Consider the following 18,055-nt stretch of genomic DNA (forward strand, 5'->3'; position numbering starts at 1 on the left):
CTTTTTAGTTTTAAACAGTGAGCCTGCAAGGTAAGTTTTTTACCACAAAAATTGCACCTAAATCACATAAATTTAACCAAATCTCACTTGAAATGTTTCAATTTTTAACCTAAATTTATGGAAACCAAAAACCCTGTTAGCTATGGAAAACAACCACACAATTTTGGGTATTAAAATTACCGATAGAATTAAGGAGGCCGGCGAGGTTCAACGGGTTTTAACCCGTTACGGGTGCTCAATTAAAACCCGTTTGGGTTTACACGAGGTTTCTGACGACTACTGCAGTTCCTCGGGATTAATACTACTTGAGCTTACTGGCCCCGCCGATGACCAAGCAAAATTACACGACGAACTGGTTAAAATACCCGGAGTTATTACTCGAAGAATGGATTTTTAGTGGTTTGACCTAATCCATATTGAGTTCGGCCACAGGAACAATCGGCCGAACTTTTTTATTGCTTTGTTGCATGAGTGAGGTAAAACATAAAGAATTATTGTTTGACGTTAATATTTGCAAAACTCAAAACAACCCTGCCGGCTGAGGAGTTTTACTGTCTAAAAAATTATATCTTTGCCAATTAACACAAATCAGAAAAGGATGTTTGAGGGAAACGGTGAGCTGAAAAGACCAACAATACTTGTAACCAACGATGATGGATTCAGGGCTGCCGGTATTGAAGCACTTGTTGAAATGGTAAAACCCTTTGGGAATGTTGTGGTTGTTGCTCCTGAGGAAGGGCATTCCGGCATGTCGCATGCTATAACCATTAAAACTCCCTTGAGGTTAAAAAAACGTAAACGTACCGATGATGTTGAATTCTACTCCGTTAACGGTACCCCTGTGGATTGCGTGAAACTTGCCATGAACCAGATTTTTACAAGTAAGTTGCCCGACTTGGTAGTATCGGGTATTAACCATGGCTCAAACTCGTCCATTAGCATAATATACAGTGGCACCATGGCTGCAGCCATTGAGGGATGCTTGTACGGTGTACCTTCCATTGGCTTTTCTATTCTTGATTACGACGAAAACCCCGACTTTACTGCTGCTATTGAGTATGGAAGGTTTATAGTTAAAAACGTACTTGAAAATGGGTTAACTCCAGGCTCGTGTCTCAATGTGAATGTTCCTGTTTTGCCGTTAAAATCAGTAAAAGGGGTAAAGGTTACACGCCAGAATAAAGGCACTTGGCGCGAGGAATTTGAAAAGCGAACCGATCCCAGAGGTGTTGATTACTACTGGTTAACCGGATACTTCCTGAACGAGGAACCCAATGCAACCGATACTGATGAGTACTGGCTTAACCAGGGGTATATCACAGTTGTACCGGTTCAGGTAGATTTGACCGATTACAAAGAACTCGATCGTATAAAATCGTGGCGGTTTGACCAAATTGCAATTTCGCATGCAGAAAAGAATAAGTAATCAGTGGCATGGATACCTGCTTGGAGTTTTGCTGCCCGTTATCACACTGGTAGTTATGTATTTATCGCTTGCCAGCGATTTTAGGTTTGTCGATTTTATTAGATATTTAAACGTACGAGGCGATTTGTCCAGAGCATTATCGCTTGCCGTTTTACCCAATCTTGGCCTGTTTTTTGTATTTATTTGGACCGATAGGCTCAAGGCCGCTCAGGGTGTACTGGGTAGCACCATAATTCTTGCTTTAATAATTGTTTTCATGCGTTTTATGTAGATTAAAATGAAATACTTTATAGTTGCAGGCGAAGCATCGGGCGATTTACACGCATCAAATCTGATGAAGGGTATTAAAAATAATGATCCTGATGCCGATTTCTGTTTCTTTGGTGGCGATTTAATGGCTGAGCAGGGAGGTACCCTTTTAAAGCATTACCGCGATATGGCCTTTATGGGTTTTTTGGAGGTTTTACTTAACCTACGAACCATAAAGGCTAACATGGAACTCTGTAAACAAAGTATTATTCGCTTTAGGCCAGATGTAGTAATACTTGTAGATTATCCCGGTTTTAACTTACGTATTGCCAGGTTTGCAAAGCTATCCGGATTTAAGGTGTTTTACTACATAGCGCCAAAGGTTTGGGCTTGGAAGGAATCGCGTGTTGAAAAACTGAAAAGCTTTGTCGATAAGCTTTTTGTGATTTTCCCATTCGAGATTGATTATTTCAGGGGTAAAGGCATTGACCCGGTTTACGAGGGCAACCCTTCAATTGATGCCATTGCTAACAAACTTACTGATCCAATACCTTTAAGTGATTTTTGTGAAAAAAATGGATTACCTCAAAAACCAATAATAGCACTTGTTGCAGGTAGCCGAAAGCAGGAAATACGCTACAATTTGCCTGTGATGTTGAATGTAACCAAAAGGTTTCCCGAGTATCAATTTGTAATAGCCGGAGCCCCATCGTTGGATTATAGCGTTTACCAACCTTATATTAGTGATACTGGTGTAAGTGTGGTGTTTGGTCAGACCTACCAGTTGCTCTCCTGCTCAACACTTGCCTTTGTAACTTCTGGGACAGCAACGCTTGAGGCGGCGCTACTGAACGTTCCGCAGGTGGTTTGTTATAGGGGGAACTTCTTCTCCATGCTAATTGCCTGGATGGTTATTAAGTTGAAGTATATCTCACTGGTGAACCTGAACATGGGGTTTGAGGTTGTTAGGGAGTTGAAACAGTACGATTTGACACCAGATAGTCTTTACAACGAGGCCAAAAAACTTTTACCCGGCAATCCGGAACGAGATCGCCAGCTGGAACTTTATGGCCAGCTTAAGGAGAAACTTGGTAAGATGGGTGCATCGGAACGAGTGGGTAAAAGGATTGTGGATTTGATAAAATCATCTTAAATACTTGCTTATGAGAGTAGTTCTGTTTTCGTTTCTGCTTTTTCTGCCATTCCTATCGAACTCGCAAAAGTTAAGCATAAGCGTTTTTAACGATACTAATTTAAATACAATACTTGTTACACCCACTAAGGGTGAGTACAGCATGGTACTTGGCGATAGTACCATTACAATTAAGCCATTACAAATACTGTATATTAGCCGTCAAGGCGATTCTGTTCTGGTGCGCGACGAGAACCAAAGTTATGGTTCATACAAGCGGGTCACGCTTATAGGCCAAACCGGCGAAGATGTTTTTCGCCTTAAGCCAATAATTCCTGCAAAACCGGCTCGTTTATACGACGATAATATTACCTTTTACGTTGAGTTTAATCGTATTATGGCGGTCAACATAATTAATCGCGAAAAGTATATTGCAGCTGTTGTTCTTGCTGAAACCGGTCCGAATAAGGAATCCGAATTGTATAAGGCGCAAGCCTTACTTGCCCGAACTTTTACTGTTACCCATATCCATAAACACCAGTCGGAGGGTTTTAACCTTTGCGATCAGGAGCACTGTCAGGCATACAAGGGAAGGCCTGAGTTTTTTCAAGAAATTTACGATGCAGTTCTTGATGTAAAGGGTTTGATTGTTGTTGATTCTTCATTAAAGCCAATTAGCGCTGCATTTCACGCAAACTGTGGTGGACAAACAGCAAACTCCGAGGATGTTTGGATTCAGGCTTTGCCCTACCTCAGGAGCGTAAATGATAGGTATTGTACATCGGCACCTAACGCTCGCTGGGAAAGAACAATACCTCTTACCGAATGGAAAAAATTTCTTGCTCAGCAAGGGGTTGACACCGCTAAGGTAACACGCGATAACCTTAACTTTTACCCCAAGGAGAGGCCTAAATACTATACTGTTTTAGGTGTAAATATCGCTACAACTGCCGTTCGGAAGTATTTTAAGTTGCGTTCTGCCTGGTTTACGGTTTCAGCAGGAAAATCAGAGGTTCGGCTTTCGGGTAAAGGATACGGTCATGGTGTGGGAATGTGCCAGGATGGCGCATTAGCTATGGCCCAGCGCGGTTTCACATACGATAAGATAATCCAGTTTTACTTTAAGGATGTCCAAATTATTGATATTTCCAAGGTTAACCTTGATTCCTTAACACCCGACACCCTTGAGGTTAAGCCTTTTGATGTGTTACAGTAATTTTATCCTAAAACACAAGCATCTATGAAGGCAATTTTTATTAGAGAGCTTCAGAACTTTTTTTCATCGTTAACCGGATACGTTATTGCAATTATTTTTCTTGTTTTAACTGGTTTGTTTCTTTGGGTGCTGCCCGGTTACACAAACATACTCGATTCAGGGTATGCAACATTAGAGTCGTTGTTCTACATTGCTCCATGGCTTTTCCTTTTTCTTGTACCTGCGGCAACTATGCGTATGTTTGCCGATGAAAAGAAATCGGGTACCATTGAGCTAATTCTTACTCGACCCATTTCCGATACCGCAATGGTACTGGGGAAGTTCTTTGCGTCGTTGGTGCTTGTTGCCATAGTTATTGTACCCACATTCATTTTTGTTTATAGCGTTTCAAATTTGGGGAATCCTTCCGGAAATCTGGATTGGGCTGCAACCTGGGGCTCATACATCGGACTATTTTTCTTAGCATCAGCCTATGCTGCACTTGGGCTTTTTGCCTCGAGTTTAACCGATAATATGATTGTTGCATTCCTTTCGGCTGTTGCATTATGCTTCGTTTTTTACGATGGATTAGCCTGGGTAGCCGAGCTTCAATCCATGGAGTGGGCGCGGTCGGCATTGCTGACTCTTAGCATAAGTGAGCATTACAGCTCGGTTAGCCGGGGTGTTATTGATTCGCGCGATGTGGTTTACTTTTTATCCATATCATCATTTTTTCTGGCTCTCACCCGTTTAAAACTTCAATCGCGCAGGTGGTAAAACCCAAAAATGGAGTGTTATGAGTGTTAGTGGAAAAATAAAAATTAAAAATATCAAGACATTCGCTGCTTTACTGCTCATAGTACTTGTGGTGAATGTGCTTTCGTCGTTTTTTTACTTTCGAATCGACCTTACCGAAGATAAAAGGTATACCATACAGTCCGTTAGCCGAGAGGCATTACAGGGATTGGATGATATTGTGGTTATCAGAGTGTATCTAGATGGGGAACTGCCGGTTGCCTTTGTTAGAATGAAAAAAGCCCTTGCAGAAACCCTAAGCGAATTTCAAGAGATTGCCGGGAAAAAAATCCGGTATGAATTTGTCAACCCATACTCTGCTTCGGGGGCAAAAAAGCAGGAGCAATTGTTTCGCCAGTTGGCCGACAAGGGACTTGTTCCAACCAACGTTCATGTAAAGGATAATGAGGGCGCAATGATCCAGCGCATCATTTTCCCGGGGTGTATAATTACATACAGGGGAAAGGAGTTGGCGGTGAATCTTTTAAGGAATAACCCAAATCTTACAGGCGATGAGAATATCAACCTATCCATACAAAACTTTGAGTATGCTTTGGTTGATGCAATTGACCGTGTAACAACCGAAAACAGGCAGAGCATTGCTTTTGTTCAGGGACATGGCGAACTCGATGAGTTTGAAACTGGTGATATTGAGCGTGAACTGAATCAGTACTACGAGGTTAGCAGAGTGATAATAAATGGCGACCCCGACGCCTTAAAACCCTACAAGACTATTATTATTGCCGGGCCTAGCAAGCCATTGCCAGAGGCCGATAAGCTAATCATTGACCAGTTCATTATGCAGGGTGGACGAGTACTATGGTTCGTTGACCCCGTTAACGTTAGTATCGATAGTTTATCATCTGGCGCTTCAACCCTGGCTTTTATGAATCAGCATAATCTTGATGATATGCTTTTCCGCTATGGCGTTCGCCTTAATCCCTTGCTGATTCAAGACATTCAATGTGCTGTTATTCCGGTAAATACTGCCCTTGTTGGACAGGAGCCCCGTTTTGTTCCCGCACCCTGGCTTTACTATCCATTGCTCTTACCCCCAGCCGATAACCCTATTACTAAGGGCTTAAACCTTATTCAGGCCAAATTTATTAGCCCAATTGATACCGTTGGTATGAATGACGAGGTTAAAAAGCGGATACTTTTATCTACATCCAAGGAAACTAAGCTTGTGAAGATTCCCGCCTTAATCAATCTAAACCAGGTAAGCAAGGGTATAACCCGTTACGAGTTTCAGCATTCAATGCTCCCTGTTGCCGTTGAATTGCAGGGGATTTTCAAATCCAACTTTCGAAATCGCCCAATAAATGCAATCCTACCAAATGGTACTATAAAATTCGCTGACAAGAGTAGTTTTACCAAAATGATTGTAGTTGCCGATGCCGATATCATTCGAAACGATGTCCAGCGTCGCCCAAATGGTGCCTATGTTATTCCGTTGGGTTACGACAGGTTTACACAGCAAACATACGGAAATAAGGAGTTGGTGGTTAACATGGTAAAATACTTGTGCGATGATAATGGGCTGCTCGATTTACGTTCGAGAGATATTAAACTTCGACTTCTCGACAGGAAACGGGCTATTAGTGAGCGGTTATACTGGCAGTTGGTTAACATGGTTTTACCATCGCTTATGATTGTAGTTGCTGGAATTATATGGAATTTTGTAAGACGAAAGAAATATACTTTTACAGATGTCAAGTAAAAAGATTCTTTTTCTTTCACTAATAATAGCCTTTGGGATAGGACTATTCTACTTTTCCAGTTGGTATAGCGAATACCGTCAAACGGACTTTTCCTATGATAGCTCTCATATTTCTGCTATTGAGCTGGTTATGAAATCCGATACCCTTAGGTTGACAAAATCAAATGGCAATTGGTTTATAAATGATTTTTTTATTGCTGACTCAGCTGTTGTTAGTAATTTTATCGATATTTTGCAGAGTATATCAGCGGTTGCACCCGCCACGCTAAAAACCGATGACAATTTAACCCAGCTGTTTCAAGAGAAGGGTATAGGCGTTTTTATTTATAAAGGTAAACATTTAGGCAAGGAATACAGGATTGCATCTATTGCTGAATTCAACTATAAACCTGTTGCCCTGAACAGTGGTTCGGTTGTCCCTTACTACGTTGAATCGCCAAATGCTGTTGATAATTTAGTTGAATACTTTTCGGTTAACCCTGATAAATGGCTTTCTGGCAAACTGTTTACCGAGCCAGTTGAGGCGATTGAAGAAATAAAGGTTGTTTTCCCTGACAATGAAAAGGGATACACCCTTGAACTGGGAGGAAACCAAATAGCATTATCTAACTCAGCTGGAATTAGACTGCCAAACATCAACCTTGCCAACATTAGCAATCTTTACTACTCGCTCGATAATTTTAAGTTGCATTACCCTACTAAGGCCGAAATAAATTCTGCAATACCTGAGAATTTAATTTCCAGCATGCAGCTCAAAATGCTAAACGGCAAAACGTACGATTACACAATTTACCGGATAACCGGTAAAGGATATACAAATATTCTGGGACAAGAACTCGGATACAACCCAAATCGTCTACTGGTAAAGCTATCGGAAAACCGTTTTTTGGTTGGCTCCTATCTGCACTTCCATTACGTTCTATGCCCCATCGATGTGTTTGTAAATAATTATGAAAAATAGTGTGTGTTATTAGAGTAAAATTTTGTATTATTGAAATCCTTTTGAGATTTGAATTGCATTGATTTTCAATTTTTAAACTAAAATATACAATTAACTATTTGACAGCTAAAGGATAATCAATTTAGGTAAAAGGAACTAACTAAATTACTGAGATATGAAATTTGTTGTATCAAGCACCATGCTACTGAGCCACTTATCGGTGGTAAGCAGGGTAATCAGCAGCAAGAACACCCTACCAATTCTCGACAACTTCTTATTCAAGTTGGAAGGTAATGAGCTGGAAATCACAGCATCTGACCTTGAATCGACACTTACAACAAAAATTACCCTCGATAACGTTATGGGTGATGGTTCAATTGCAATTCCCTTTAAAATTCTTATCGATACCCTAAAGGAATTCTCGGAGCAACCCCTTACTTTCGAAATTGACCCAGGTTCCCTTGCAGTTGTTATTCACTCGGAGAATGGACAGTTCAACATTGTTGGCCAACCCGCCGATGATTTTCCAAAGCCCGCTGAGCTTAGCCCAGAGAGTAAAGTTAGTGTTAAGGTAGCTGCCGACGTTATGCTTAATGGTATTACCAAAACCATTTTTGCCACCGCCGACGACGAGATGCGCCCCGTGATGAACGGTATTTTTGTTGAGTTAACCGCTGAAGGGATGACCTTTGTTGCTTCCGACTCGCACAAGCTGGTTCGCTACCGCCGTAAGGATGTACAGGTTGAAGAGTTTTCATCGTTCATTCTACCCAAAAAACCTGCTAACCTGCTAAAGTCAATTCTTGTAAAGGAAACCGGCTCAGTAAATGTTGAGTTCGATAGTAAGAATGCTCGCTTTACCATGAGCGGTTACACCCTGGTTTGCCGTTTGGTTGAAGGGGAATACCCCAACTATAGCGCCGTAATTCCTGTTGATAACCCAAACCGTATGATTATTGACAGGGTTGATTTTTATAACTCGGTTCGTCGCGTTTCAATCTATTCAAACGCAGCCAGCAACCTTATTAAGCTAGGCTTAACATCTAACCAGTGCGAGGTTTCAGCTCAAGACCTTGATTTCTCAGTTTCGGCTTTCGAGCGCTTAAACTGCGATTACCAAGGCGATGAAATGGAGATAGGCTTTAAATCAGCCTTTTTGGTGGAGATTCTGGCAAACCTTTCCTCAACCGAGGTGGTACTTTCCATGTCCGATCCCTCCCGTGCAGGGCTCATTTTCCCTCACCAAAACGAAAACCCCGACGAAGATGTCCTTATGCTTCTAATGCCAATGATGATTGGTGCTTAGGAATAAACTCAATAACTTCCCCGGCCTTGGCTTGGGGAAGTTTTTTTATTAATAAAGGTAATATTAATGGGATTAAATATTAAGAACCCGCTGGTAGTATTCGACCTGGAAACCACCGGAATTGATGTTGTTAAGGATAGAATAGTTGAAATTGCTGTGCTAAAGGTATTCCCTAACGGAAACCGGGAATCAAAGGTTAGGCGCGTAAATCCTGAAATGCCTATACCACCTGAGGCTACCGCTGTCCATGGAATAACCGACGACGATGTAAAAGATGCGCCAACCTTTAAGGAGATAGCAAAATCGTTGGCAAACTATATTGAGGGTTGCGATTTTGCTGGTTTCAACTCCAACAAGTTCGATTTACCTCTTTTGGCCGAAGAGTTCCTCCGTGCTGGGGTTGATATCGATTTGAAAAAACGCAAGTTTATCGATGTTCAAACCATTTTCCATAAAATGGAAAAGAGAACCCTGGCTGCAGCATACAAGTTTTACCTCGATAAGAACTTGGTGAATGCCCACAGCGCCGAAGCAGATACCCTTGCCACCTTCGAAATCCTATGCGCTCAGGTTGAACGGTATCCTGAGCTAAAAAACGATGTCGATTTTCTTTCGGAGTTCAGCTCTTTTAATCGCAATGTCGATTTTGCTGGCCGTATCATTCTCGATGACAAAGGCGTTGAGGTATTTAACTTTGGAAAGCACAAAGGTAAGCCTGTTGCAGAAGTATTAAAGGCTGAACCCAGCTACTACTCATGGATGATGAATGGCGAATTCCCCTTGTACACCAAAAAGGTACTCACTAACATCTACTTAAAAATGAAACAAAAATAATTTGCCCCACAGTATTAACTTATATTAACAAATGCTATATTTACGCCAGTATTCTATAAATGGATTAGTATGGCATTGATTGAAACATTCCGTCGCCAAGGCGACTTTCTTTTTAGGTATCGCAGCTATTTACCAGTGCTTTTAATTTTAGCAGGAATAGGTTACTATGTTTACCTCCTGGTAACCAAGCAGTATTCATATAATGCATTTTACTTCTTTGCTTGCTTTGTGGTGAGCTTTATTGGACTGGTTATACGCGCTATTACCATTGGCTACACCCCAAAGAATACTTCAGGAAGGAATACCAAGGAGCAGGTTGCCGATACGGTTAATACTTCAGGAATGTACTCGTTAGTACGCCATCCGCTTTACCTTGGCAATTTTTTCATGTGGTTTGGCCTTGCCCTTCTTACTAAGAGCTACTGGTTTGTCATATCTTTCCTTTTAGTTTACTGGCTCTACTACGAACGAATAATGTACGCCGAGGAATTTTTCCTACGCAACAAGTTTGGTTCGGATTACCTCAATTGGGCCGATAACGTTCCCACTTTTATTCCGCGCAGGTTCAGGTGGCGCTCACCAAACAATTACTTTTCCATCCGTAATGTAATTAAGCGCGAGAGCATAGGGCTTTTCAAGTTAGTGCTACTATTTTTTGTTTTTCAGTACATACACGATGTGGTTTCAAATGGGGGTAAACTCCTTGAGCTAAGTTCGTGGGGTAGGGTGTGGTTCATTGCCTTTATTATTGTCGGCATAATTTACCTGACTTTACGAACTATCAGAAAGAAAACCCGTTTGCTCGATGTGGATGGTCGTTAAGGTACAATAATCCTTAACCCCTTATTCACTACTGTAATCTTAATTTTTCTATCCATTATAATGGGTTCACCATCAAAGTGAACCACATCTTCGCGTTTTCGCTTTATTACAACCTTTTGGGCCTTGCCGGTTTGTAGAACCGTGCTTTTATTAATGGTTCGGGTGAATAGCATTGCACCAATGGCTGGTGCTTGAAGCAGATTTATGGGCGACATAATGGCTATATCGAGTAGCCCATCCTGTATATCGGCATTTGGTGCTATATACGCATTATTGCCATATTGCGATGCGTTGGCACACGTAATAAGAAAGGCTTTCACTTTCATTTTTTGTGTGCCATCAATTTTAACCTTGTACTTCTTGGGTTTGTAACTAATAAAGTCAGTTAACGCCACCTTAACATAGTTAAAAAAACCTCGGCCTTTCTCTTTGGCAAAGCGGTAACCAATATGAGCATCAAAACCCACGCCACAGGTACAAAAGAATGGTAACCCGTTTACGAGCCCGTAATCTATTGATTCAACCCTAAGCTTATTTATCACCTGTATTGCTTTGGCTGCATCAAGCGGGATTCTTAGGTGCCTTGCAAGACCATTGCCCGAACCTAAAGGTATAATACCCATTACACAATCCGTGTTTATAATGGCACTGCCTACCTCGTTAACCGTTCCGTCGCCACCAACTGCAACAAAATACTTGAACCCCTCGGCAATTTTTTCACTTATAATCTGTAAAGCATCGCCCTTTTTACGGGTGAAGAGGATTTCGGGCTCAAATGTCTCGTTGTCAATTGTATTATTGATAATGTGCAGTATACTTTCCTTACCGCGTGTTCCAGAAATGGGATTTACAATAAAAAGTATTCTTTTGCGGGTGGACTTTGTAATGGGATCAGCCATGGAACTTACTTTTGAACATGCAAAAGTAAAACCTTTTTTAATAGCATCAAACTAACTACCTTTGTTTGGCTTTGCTCATTCATTGACATAAAAAATTACTCATAATGAAAATCATTTGCATTGGTAGAAACTATAGGGATCATGCTAAGGAAATGCATGCCGATGTGCCTGAGGTTCCGGTATTCTTTATTAAGCCCGATAATTGTTTGCTTCGCAATAATCAACCTTTTTTTTATCCTGATTTTACAAGCGATTTGCAGTATGAACTAGAAGTTGTGCTTCGAATTAATAGGTTAGGGCGGAGTATCAAGCAAAAGTTTGCACACCGTTACTACGATGCCATAACCCTTGGTATCGATTTCACTGCTCGTGACTTACAGCGCGAGTGTAAAGCAAAAGGATTACCCTGGGAAATATCCAAAGCGTTCGACTATTCTGCTCCCATAGGAACTTTTATCCCCAAAGATGAACTGGGCGATTTAAATGGCTTAAACTTTCGGCTTGAGCTAAACGGAAAGGTAGTACAGCAAGGGAATACTGCAAACATGATTTTTGGCTACGATGAGCTTATTTCGTACGTTTCACGATTCATAACCTTCAGAACTGGCGATCTTCTTTTTACCGGCACCCCAAGCGGTGTAGGGCCTGTTAACGTTGGCGATAGGCTACAAGCCTATTTGAACGACAGGCTGATGCTCGACTTTTTTATTAAGTAATGGTTTTACAGCAAAATTATTGTAGTATTTCCATTAACCTTAAATGGGTATAGCTGAGGTAACCTCAAGTTCTAACTGTAACCTTTTGAAAAAGGTTAACGGGTAACTAGCGGTTAGTGTGCTTAATGCGTAGTCAATGGTTTGTTCAATGCTGTTCGATTGAATCACCAGCTGTTCATGCAAGGTATTTACTACAGCGTATGCGCTATCCTGGTAGGTAATGCCTTGCGATATTTCACCTTCAAGTTTTGTGAAAAAGTCCATGATCTCTCGGTAGCGTTGCCTTTGCCTGTCGGAATAACGGTGTAGCGATGAGTATGCATTTGTAAAACTTGTAAACCTATTACGTAGGTTTGCCAGAACTTTGCGTGGAAGCTGGTCGATGCTAATGCCACGCTTCAGGTAAATTTCAGTGTACCGAAAAACGCCAACAAATCCAAGTGCGTCAAGATCATCGGCGGTGGATACGAGTAAAGCCAAGTCGAGCATGTCATCGGGCTTTGTAACCGGGTGTTGCTTTACCGATTTGTCATCGTGCAGCTCTACAGCTTTTAAAATCAGTGTTTTTTGCGATTCCGTTAGGTCTGGGAAGTGGCTGAGATATTGCTTGCATAGCTCGGCACCCTCAGCCCCATGTTGCTCGTCGAGGGTTTTGGTTAGGCCAGCATCGTGAAAAAAACAGGCAATTATTGCATTTTCAATTAGCTGTTCGGTGATTGTCAGTCCAGCCTTATGCAGTTCAATCAGTAAACCCCGGCAATGCAGCCACACCCTAATATGGTGTTGCAGATTGTGCGAGGGTAACGACACGTTATTGAATATACTCTCAAGGTGGCGGTAAAGGTTCGACAAGTGTTTTGTCTCAATCCTATGAATTTTAGAGAGTAACTCTTCCATGGTTTTTATGTAGTTTATGCAAAGTAAATAAAAAAGCAGGAAAAATTTTCCTGCTTTTACGTGATTTCGATAGAATTGTTTTAAGCCATCTCCTTTGATTTGGCAATAATTTCATAGGCGATATCGAGTATTGTGGTATCGTCGAGGGTTACTATTCCACCATCAGGCCCCGGTTCAAGGTGAAATCCCACAGCACCTCCATCCTTGTAGTTGGTTCCACCAAAATAATTGCGGACAGTTTCAACATTAACGTTCAACCTGTCCGCAATTACCTGCATGCTACCATCAGGAAGGCTATCTTTAACCCTCCTGAGCTCATTAAATGTGATTATTTTAGTCATAATTACAGGGTTTTATAATGATTTTTACACCTTAAATATAAAAAAATAAGTTCAAAATGTAAAATGATTTAACCAAATTTTAACGTTAAAAAAACACATTATTTTCTAGTTTTTTATACGAAATTTCCTTTTGGATGTTTTAATATTAAAGTGGTGGAAAATATTACTATTCTGGTAAATGAATCGAGGTTAAGGCAAAGACAATGAATGCTTTATAAATAAATTATTAAACTCTTGATTAATTTTAAGCCACATATGCTATTGTGGCTTTAAACTTTTCCAGGAACCTTAATATCTTTGTGGAAAATATTGGCTTTTCATGATTAAACTGGTGGTAACCGATTTGGATGGCACACTCCTGCGTTCCGATCATAAGTTTAACGACGAAGATATGGTTTCCCTATGCCGGTTAGGAGAAATGGGGATAATACGTGCCATTGCTACTGGTCGTTCACCATTTTCAGCATCAACTGTTTTGCCCGACGATTTTCCCATCGATTACCTTTTGTTCTCTTCTGGAGCAGGAATTATGCGCTGGTCCGATAAGTCGATTATTCATGCCAACCAGCTTTCACAGGAAGTTGTTCAGTATGTAATTGCCCTGCTTGTGGAAATGCATGCCGATTTTATGGTTCATGAACCAATTCCATTAAATCATTGTTTCCACTACCACAGTTCTGGTAAACTCAACTCTGATTTTGAACGAAGAATTAGCCTCTATAAGGATTACTCTCAACCCTTAATAACTGGTGTGCCATTTCCAGGACCTGCTTCGCAGGTGTTAGCCGTTTTACCCAATGATATTGAAAGGTTCAATGCCATTTCCAAAAAGCTTAACGGGGTTCAGGTTATAAGAGCAACCTCCCCGCTCGATGGCAAGTCAATTTGGCTTGAAATTTTTCCCGAAGGGGTTTCAAAATCCGGAGGTATTCAATGGTTGTGTAGCTATATTGGCGGAATTCATCCCCATAATTTGTTGGCCTTAGGCAACGATTACAACGATATTGATATGCTTAACCTTGCCGGTGAAGCTTTTGTGGTTTCAAACGCACCCAGTGAGCTAAAGGACAAATTTCAGGTTGTGCCGGTAAACGATGAGGCGGGTTTTTCACATGCTGTTAAAAGGGTGCTAAAAAAAGGTTAAACAAGGTTTTAAAGTATCTCCTTTACCTCTTTCTTTAAAAATTCAATGGCCAGCGAGGTGGGGTTAATCTCAAGTTCAGCGTAGGTTTCAAGAATTTTTTTGCTCAAATCGAAGCTGCTATCGTTTGGTGCAACTTTTTCGCTGCAAATATTTATTAGCTTAACAATGTTTTCCTTAGCATTTTTAACCATCTCCCATGCCTCATTGCTAACATATAGCTGTTGGGAAAGGTTGTGCTCCCATTCCGCTCTTATGTTCCCAAGTAACGTACTTTGTAGGTCGCTTGCAAGCATCCCCTTTTTATTAACTCTTACAATAATTGATTCAGGCGAAATCCGCTCCATTAAGAGTATTAAGCGCTCGTATGCCTGAAGTCGGAGCGGGAGTGAAACTTTTATGGTGTTAAACATTAATTCCGCCTTTTGCCTTCGGGTTTCATTCTTGATAAGAGTTCGCAAGGCAAGGTATCCTGCCAGGAATACCATAAGTGCGGGTATTGTAATTTTCAGAATTTCGGCAAACATATTTTTAATGTTTTTGGACAGTTTAGGTGTATATGAATGACAAATTACTTTATTTTTGAAACTCTAAAGTTAGTAAAACAATTTGGAATTCTCTAAAGCGTTATACCATGGAAAAGGTATCAGCCAGAATAGCAGCTCTTGAGGAGTCGCAAACCATTGCAATGTCGAAAAAGTCGCGCGAACTTGCTGCACAGGGTATCGATGTAATAAGCCTTAGCGTAGGCGAACCCGATTTCTTTACCCCCGACTTTGTAAAGGAAGCTGCCAAGAAAGCCATCGACCAGAACTTTTCGTTTTATACACCAGTTGCGGGTTACAAGGATTTAATGGAAGCAATTTGTGGAAAGCTTAAACGCGAAAACAACCTCGAGTATCAGCCCGACCAGGTTGTGGTTTCGGGTGGAGCTAAGCATAGCCTTTCAAACGTGTTGATGTGTATTGTTGATAAGGACGATGAGGTTATTGTTCCTGCCCCATACTGGGTTAGCTATGTTGAGCTGGTTAAGCTTGCTGAGGGGAAAAGCGTGGTGATTGAAACCTCGCTTGAGAGCGATTTTAAGATTACCCCCAAACAGCTTGAGGCTGCTATTACACCTAAAACCAGAGCCCTACTTTTGTGTTCGCCTTCAAACCCTACGGGTAGTGTATACACCTACGATGAGTTAAAGGCAATTGCTCAAATTATTGAGAAGCACCCAAATATCATTGTAATTTCCGATGAGATTTATGAACATATCAATTTTATTGGCAAACATGAGAGTATTGCTCAGTTTGATTCTATTCGGGATAGAGTAGTTATTATCAATGGCGTTTCAAAGGGGTATGCCATGACCGGTTGGCGCATAGGATTTTCGGCATCGGCCAAATGGATTGCCAAAGCATGTGAGAAACTTCAGGGTCAGCAAACATCGGGTGTTTGCAGTATTGCCCAACGTGCAGCCATTGCTGCATTTAACTCCGATGGCGAATACACCCGCCAAATGCGTGAGGCTTTTCGGCGTCGTCGCGATTTGATGTATGAAGGTTTCTCATCAATCCCTGGCTTCAGGTTGAATAAGCCACAGGGTGCGTTCTACATTTTCCCTGAAATATCGGAACTGCTTGGCAAGCAGTATAACGGTGAAACCATAAAAACCTCCGATGACCTTGCCATGTTCCTTCTGAATCATGCCCATGTTGCCGTTGTTCCGGGTTCGGCTTTTGGTTCACCAAAATGCATAAGGCTTTCGTATGCTACATCGGACGATAAGCTTAAGGAATCCATTGAGCGTATTAGGAAAGCAGTTGCTTTACTCAAGTAAAGCTATTTCCTTTTAACATTATATAGCATCGAACTACATGGTTATTTCGATGCTTTTTTTTATTTTAGTTTAGTATTACTTTTTTGAAGATGAAGAATTTTGTAAAGTTTGGGTTGTCTATTGCCTTGGTTGGATTAGCGATTGGAGTTTTGCTCCTTTTAAGGCTCTATTTTACGTTTCGTGCTACCAATGTAGCAGTCTCAAAGGAGACATTAATATATATTCCCACAGGTTCAAGCTATAACGATGTTCTAAATATTCTTGATAATAATAAGGTATTAAAAAGTATCGACAGGTTCAAAAGGGTGGCACAATACTACGATTACGAAAACTCTGTTAAACCCGGATGCTATGCTTTTAAGCCCGGTATGAGTAATTCCTCCATGGTAAAAATGCTTAAGTATGGACATCAAAAACCAGTAAAGGTTACCTTTACTGGAATGCGAACCTGGCAACAGCTAGCACAACGCATTTCTTCACAGATTGAAGCCGATTCGGTTTCGCTTATTAATCTGTTTACTTCCGATTCAGTAGCGTTTAATCGGGGTTTCACTCCTAGCACTTTTATGGCAATGTTTATTCCTAATACATACGAATTCTACTGGAATACCCATGCATTAGGATTTATCAATAGGATGTACAAGGAGTATAACCGTTTTTGGAACGAGAGCCGGATTCATAAAGCCGATGGAATTGGATTATCGCCGGTTGAGGTAGCAATTTTGGCATCAATTGTTGAGGAAGAAACCAATGTTAAATCGGAGATGCCAATAATTGCTGGGGTTTATTTAAACCGATTACGGAAGGGAATACCCCTTCAGGCTGACCCAACGGTTAAGTTTGCCATTGGCGATTTTACAATCCGAAGGGTTTTAACTCGCCATTTAGCCGTTGACTCTCCCTTTAATACCTATAAACACAGGGGATTACCTCCTGGCCCTATTCGGATACCTTCAGTTATTGCTATTGATGCTGTGCTAAACGCGCAAAAACATAGCTATCTTTACTTCTGCGCTTCGCCCGATTTTTCTGGACGTCATCTTTTTGCCAAAACATTGGCAGAACATAATAGAAACGCAGCGAAATACCGAAAGGCGCTTAACATGGAACGAATTTATCGTTAATAATTATTTGATATGAAAACGTTACCATTCTTAGTGGCAGTTTTGTTATCGTTGGTATCAAACGGACAAAACGATAGCATTACCAAACTACCCGAACCCAGCCGGGTTAAGGGTAAAAACATCATGGAATCCTTTGCTAACCGTGCCTCGGTTAGGGAATTTGATACTCAGGAATTAGACCTTCAGGAAATTGCCGATTTGTTGTGGGCTGCAAACGGTATTAACCGTCCTGCCGAGGGCAAACGAACCGCCCCAACAGCCATGAATACTCAGGATATTGATGTTTACCTTGTAAATAGTAAGGGAGCATTTTTGTACGATGCCAAGGCTCATGCACTAGTTCTAATCAATAGTGGTGATTACCGTTCAGCAGTTGCCGGTTCGCAGCAAAACTTTGCCAAAGCACCTATTTTTCTTGTAATTGTCTCCGATGTTGCCCGCTTTCAGCGAGGCGATGAGAGCCAAAAAATGACTTGGGCTGCCATGGATGCAGCAATTGTCTCACAGAACATTAACCTGTTCTGTGCCGGTGTTGGCCTAAAAACTCGCCCAAGGGTTTGGATGGAAACCGAAAAACTTAAGGAGATACTTAAGCTCAGGGAAACTCAACGACCAATGATGAACAATCCAGTAAGTCGCTAATGGGTAAAGGTGTTTTCTGATATAGCTTTTAAGAAAAAAATGCATCGA

At 41.2% G+C, this 18,055-nt stretch carries 20 protein-coding genes; 16 read left to right on the plus strand and 4 right to left on the minus strand.

The window, feature by feature from the left end:
* Positions 1-142 precede the first annotated feature (142 nt).
* The 11 genes from AB6811_RS07700 (at position 143) to AB6811_RS07750 (ending at position 10,419) form a co-directional block, all read left to right on the plus strand.
* On the plus strand, positions 143-397 hold the full coding sequence (locus AB6811_RS07700) for a CPF_0552 family protein (protein ID WP_369489871.1): 255 nt from the start codon (positions 143-145) through the stop codon (positions 395-397).
* Between the two features lie 201 nt (positions 398-598).
* Positions 599-1,426 (plus strand): 5'/3'-nucleotidase SurE, encoded by an 828-nt coding sequence (gene surE / locus AB6811_RS07705; RefSeq protein WP_369489872.1) that lies wholly within the window; start codon positions 599-601, stop codon positions 1,424-1,426.
* Positions 1,407-1,697: a hypothetical protein gene (locus tag AB6811_RS07710; protein ID WP_369489873.1), complete on the plus strand. Its 291-nt coding sequence runs from the start codon at positions 1,407-1,409 to the stop codon at positions 1,695-1,697. Before surE ends, AB6811_RS07710 begins: the two co-directional genes overlap by 20 nt.
* Before the next feature lie 6 nt (positions 1,698-1,703).
* Positions 1,704-2,828 carry a lipid-A-disaccharide synthase gene (lpxB, locus tag AB6811_RS07715; protein WP_369489874.1) on the plus strand — a complete coding sequence of 375 codons (1,125 nt, stop codon included), beginning with the start codon at positions 1,704-1,706 and terminating at the stop codon, positions 2,826-2,828.
* Between the two features lie 10 nt (positions 2,829-2,838).
* Positions 2,839-4,023 carry a SpoIID/LytB domain-containing protein gene (locus AB6811_RS07720; protein WP_369489875.1) on the plus strand — a complete coding sequence of 395 codons (1,185 nt, stop codon included), beginning with the start codon at positions 2,839-2,841 and terminating at the stop codon, positions 4,021-4,023.
* 24 nt (positions 4,024-4,047) lie between these two features.
* Positions 4,048-4,779, plus strand: a complete 732-nt coding sequence (gene gldF / locus AB6811_RS07725; protein WP_369489876.1) for a gliding motility-associated ABC transporter permease subunit GldF — start codon at positions 4,048-4,050, stop codon at positions 4,777-4,779.
* Positions 4,780-4,798: 19 nt separating this feature from the next.
* Positions 4,799-6,517 carry a gliding motility-associated ABC transporter substrate-binding protein GldG gene (gene gldG, locus AB6811_RS07730; protein WP_369489877.1) on the plus strand — a complete coding sequence of 573 codons (1,719 nt, stop codon included), beginning with the start codon at positions 4,799-4,801 and terminating at the stop codon, positions 6,515-6,517.
* Positions 6,507-7,478, plus strand: a complete 972-nt coding sequence (locus AB6811_RS07735) for a hypothetical protein (protein WP_369489878.1) — start codon at positions 6,507-6,509, stop codon at positions 7,476-7,478. The genes gldG and AB6811_RS07735 overlap by 11 nt, the downstream gene beginning before the upstream one ends.
* A 154-nt stretch (positions 7,479-7,632) precedes the next feature.
* Complete coding sequence (gene dnaN / locus AB6811_RS07740) at positions 7,633-8,763, plus strand: DNA polymerase III subunit beta (protein WP_369489879.1); 1,131 nt, start codon at positions 7,633-7,635, stop codon at positions 8,761-8,763.
* A gap of 66 nt (positions 8,764-8,829) precedes the next feature.
* Complete coding sequence (locus AB6811_RS07745; protein WP_369489880.1) at positions 8,830-9,597, plus strand: exonuclease domain-containing protein; 768 nt, start codon at positions 8,830-8,832, stop codon at positions 9,595-9,597.
* Positions 9,598-9,666: 69 nt separating this feature from the next.
* A complete protein-coding gene (locus tag AB6811_RS07750; RefSeq protein ID WP_369489881.1) occupies positions 9,667-10,419 on the plus strand; it encodes a methyltransferase family protein in 753 nt (250 codons plus the stop codon).
* Here AB6811_RS07750 and AB6811_RS07755 read toward each other — a convergent pair.
* The gene (locus AB6811_RS07755; protein ID WP_369489882.1) at positions 10,416-11,318 is read right to left on the minus strand and encodes a diacylglycerol/lipid kinase family protein; all 903 of its coding nucleotides are present in this window, start codon (positions 11,316-11,318) and stop codon (positions 10,416-10,418) included. The two genes, AB6811_RS07750 and AB6811_RS07755, sit on opposite strands and share 4 nt — an antisense overlap.
* Positions 11,319-11,422: 104 nt before the next feature.
* On the opposite strand from AB6811_RS07755, the gene AB6811_RS07760 reads away from it, so the two are divergent.
* Entirely contained in the window at positions 11,423-12,034 is a 612-nt protein-coding gene (locus AB6811_RS07760; RefSeq protein WP_369489883.1) for a fumarylacetoacetate hydrolase family protein, read from the plus strand.
* Positions 12,035-12,073: 39 nt separating this feature from the next.
* On the opposite strand, the gene AB6811_RS07765 is transcribed toward AB6811_RS07760, so the two are convergent.
* Together AB6811_RS07765 and AB6811_RS07770 are read right to left on the minus strand one after the other, a co-directional pair.
* Positions 12,074-12,931, minus strand: a complete 858-nt coding sequence (locus AB6811_RS07765; protein ID WP_369489884.1) for an HD domain-containing protein — start codon at positions 12,929-12,931, stop codon at positions 12,074-12,076.
* A gap of 80 nt (positions 12,932-13,011) precedes the next feature.
* Entirely contained in the window at positions 13,012-13,272 is a 261-nt protein-coding gene (locus AB6811_RS07770) for a DNA-binding protein (RefSeq protein WP_369489885.1), read from the minus strand.
* Between the two features lie 319 nt (positions 13,273-13,591).
* Here AB6811_RS07770 and AB6811_RS07775 point away from each other — a divergent pair, with 319 nt between their 5' ends.
* Positions 13,592-14,416, plus strand: a complete 825-nt coding sequence (locus tag AB6811_RS07775) for an HAD family hydrolase (RefSeq protein WP_369489886.1) — start codon at positions 13,592-13,594, stop codon at positions 14,414-14,416.
* A gap of 8 nt (positions 14,417-14,424) precedes the next feature.
* Here the strand turns inward: AB6811_RS07775 and AB6811_RS07780 are convergent, their stop codons facing one another.
* Positions 14,425-14,940, minus strand: a complete 516-nt coding sequence (locus AB6811_RS07780; protein ID WP_369489887.1) for a DUF7935 family protein — start codon at positions 14,938-14,940, stop codon at positions 14,425-14,427.
* 107 nt (positions 14,941-15,047) lie between these two features.
* Between AB6811_RS07780 and AB6811_RS07785 the strand changes: the two genes are divergently transcribed.
* The 3 genes from AB6811_RS07785 to AB6811_RS07795 all read left to right on the plus strand — a co-directional run bounded on the left by AB6811_RS07785 (position 15,048) and on the right by AB6811_RS07795 (position 18,007).
* Positions 15,048-16,241, plus strand: coding sequence for a pyridoxal phosphate-dependent aminotransferase (locus AB6811_RS07785; RefSeq protein WP_369489888.1), 1,194 nt, complete (start codon positions 15,048-15,050; stop codon positions 16,239-16,241).
* 89 nt (positions 16,242-16,330) lie between these two features.
* Positions 16,331-17,365, plus strand: coding sequence for an endolytic transglycosylase MltG (gene mltG, locus AB6811_RS07790; RefSeq protein ID WP_369489889.1), 1,035 nt, complete (start codon positions 16,331-16,333; stop codon positions 17,363-17,365).
* A 12-nt stretch (positions 17,366-17,377) separates the two neighbouring features.
* The gene (locus AB6811_RS07795; protein ID WP_369489890.1) at positions 17,378-18,007 is read left to right on the plus strand and encodes a SagB/ThcOx family dehydrogenase; all 630 of its coding nucleotides are present in this window, start codon (positions 17,378-17,380) and stop codon (positions 18,005-18,007) included.
* Positions 18,008-18,055 lie beyond the last annotated feature (48 nt).

The organism is Tenuifilum sp. 4138str (genome assembly GCF_041102575.1).
Taxonomy (GTDB): Bacteria; Bacteroidota; Bacteroidia; order Bacteroidales; family Tenuifilaceae; genus Tenuifilum; species Tenuifilum osseticum.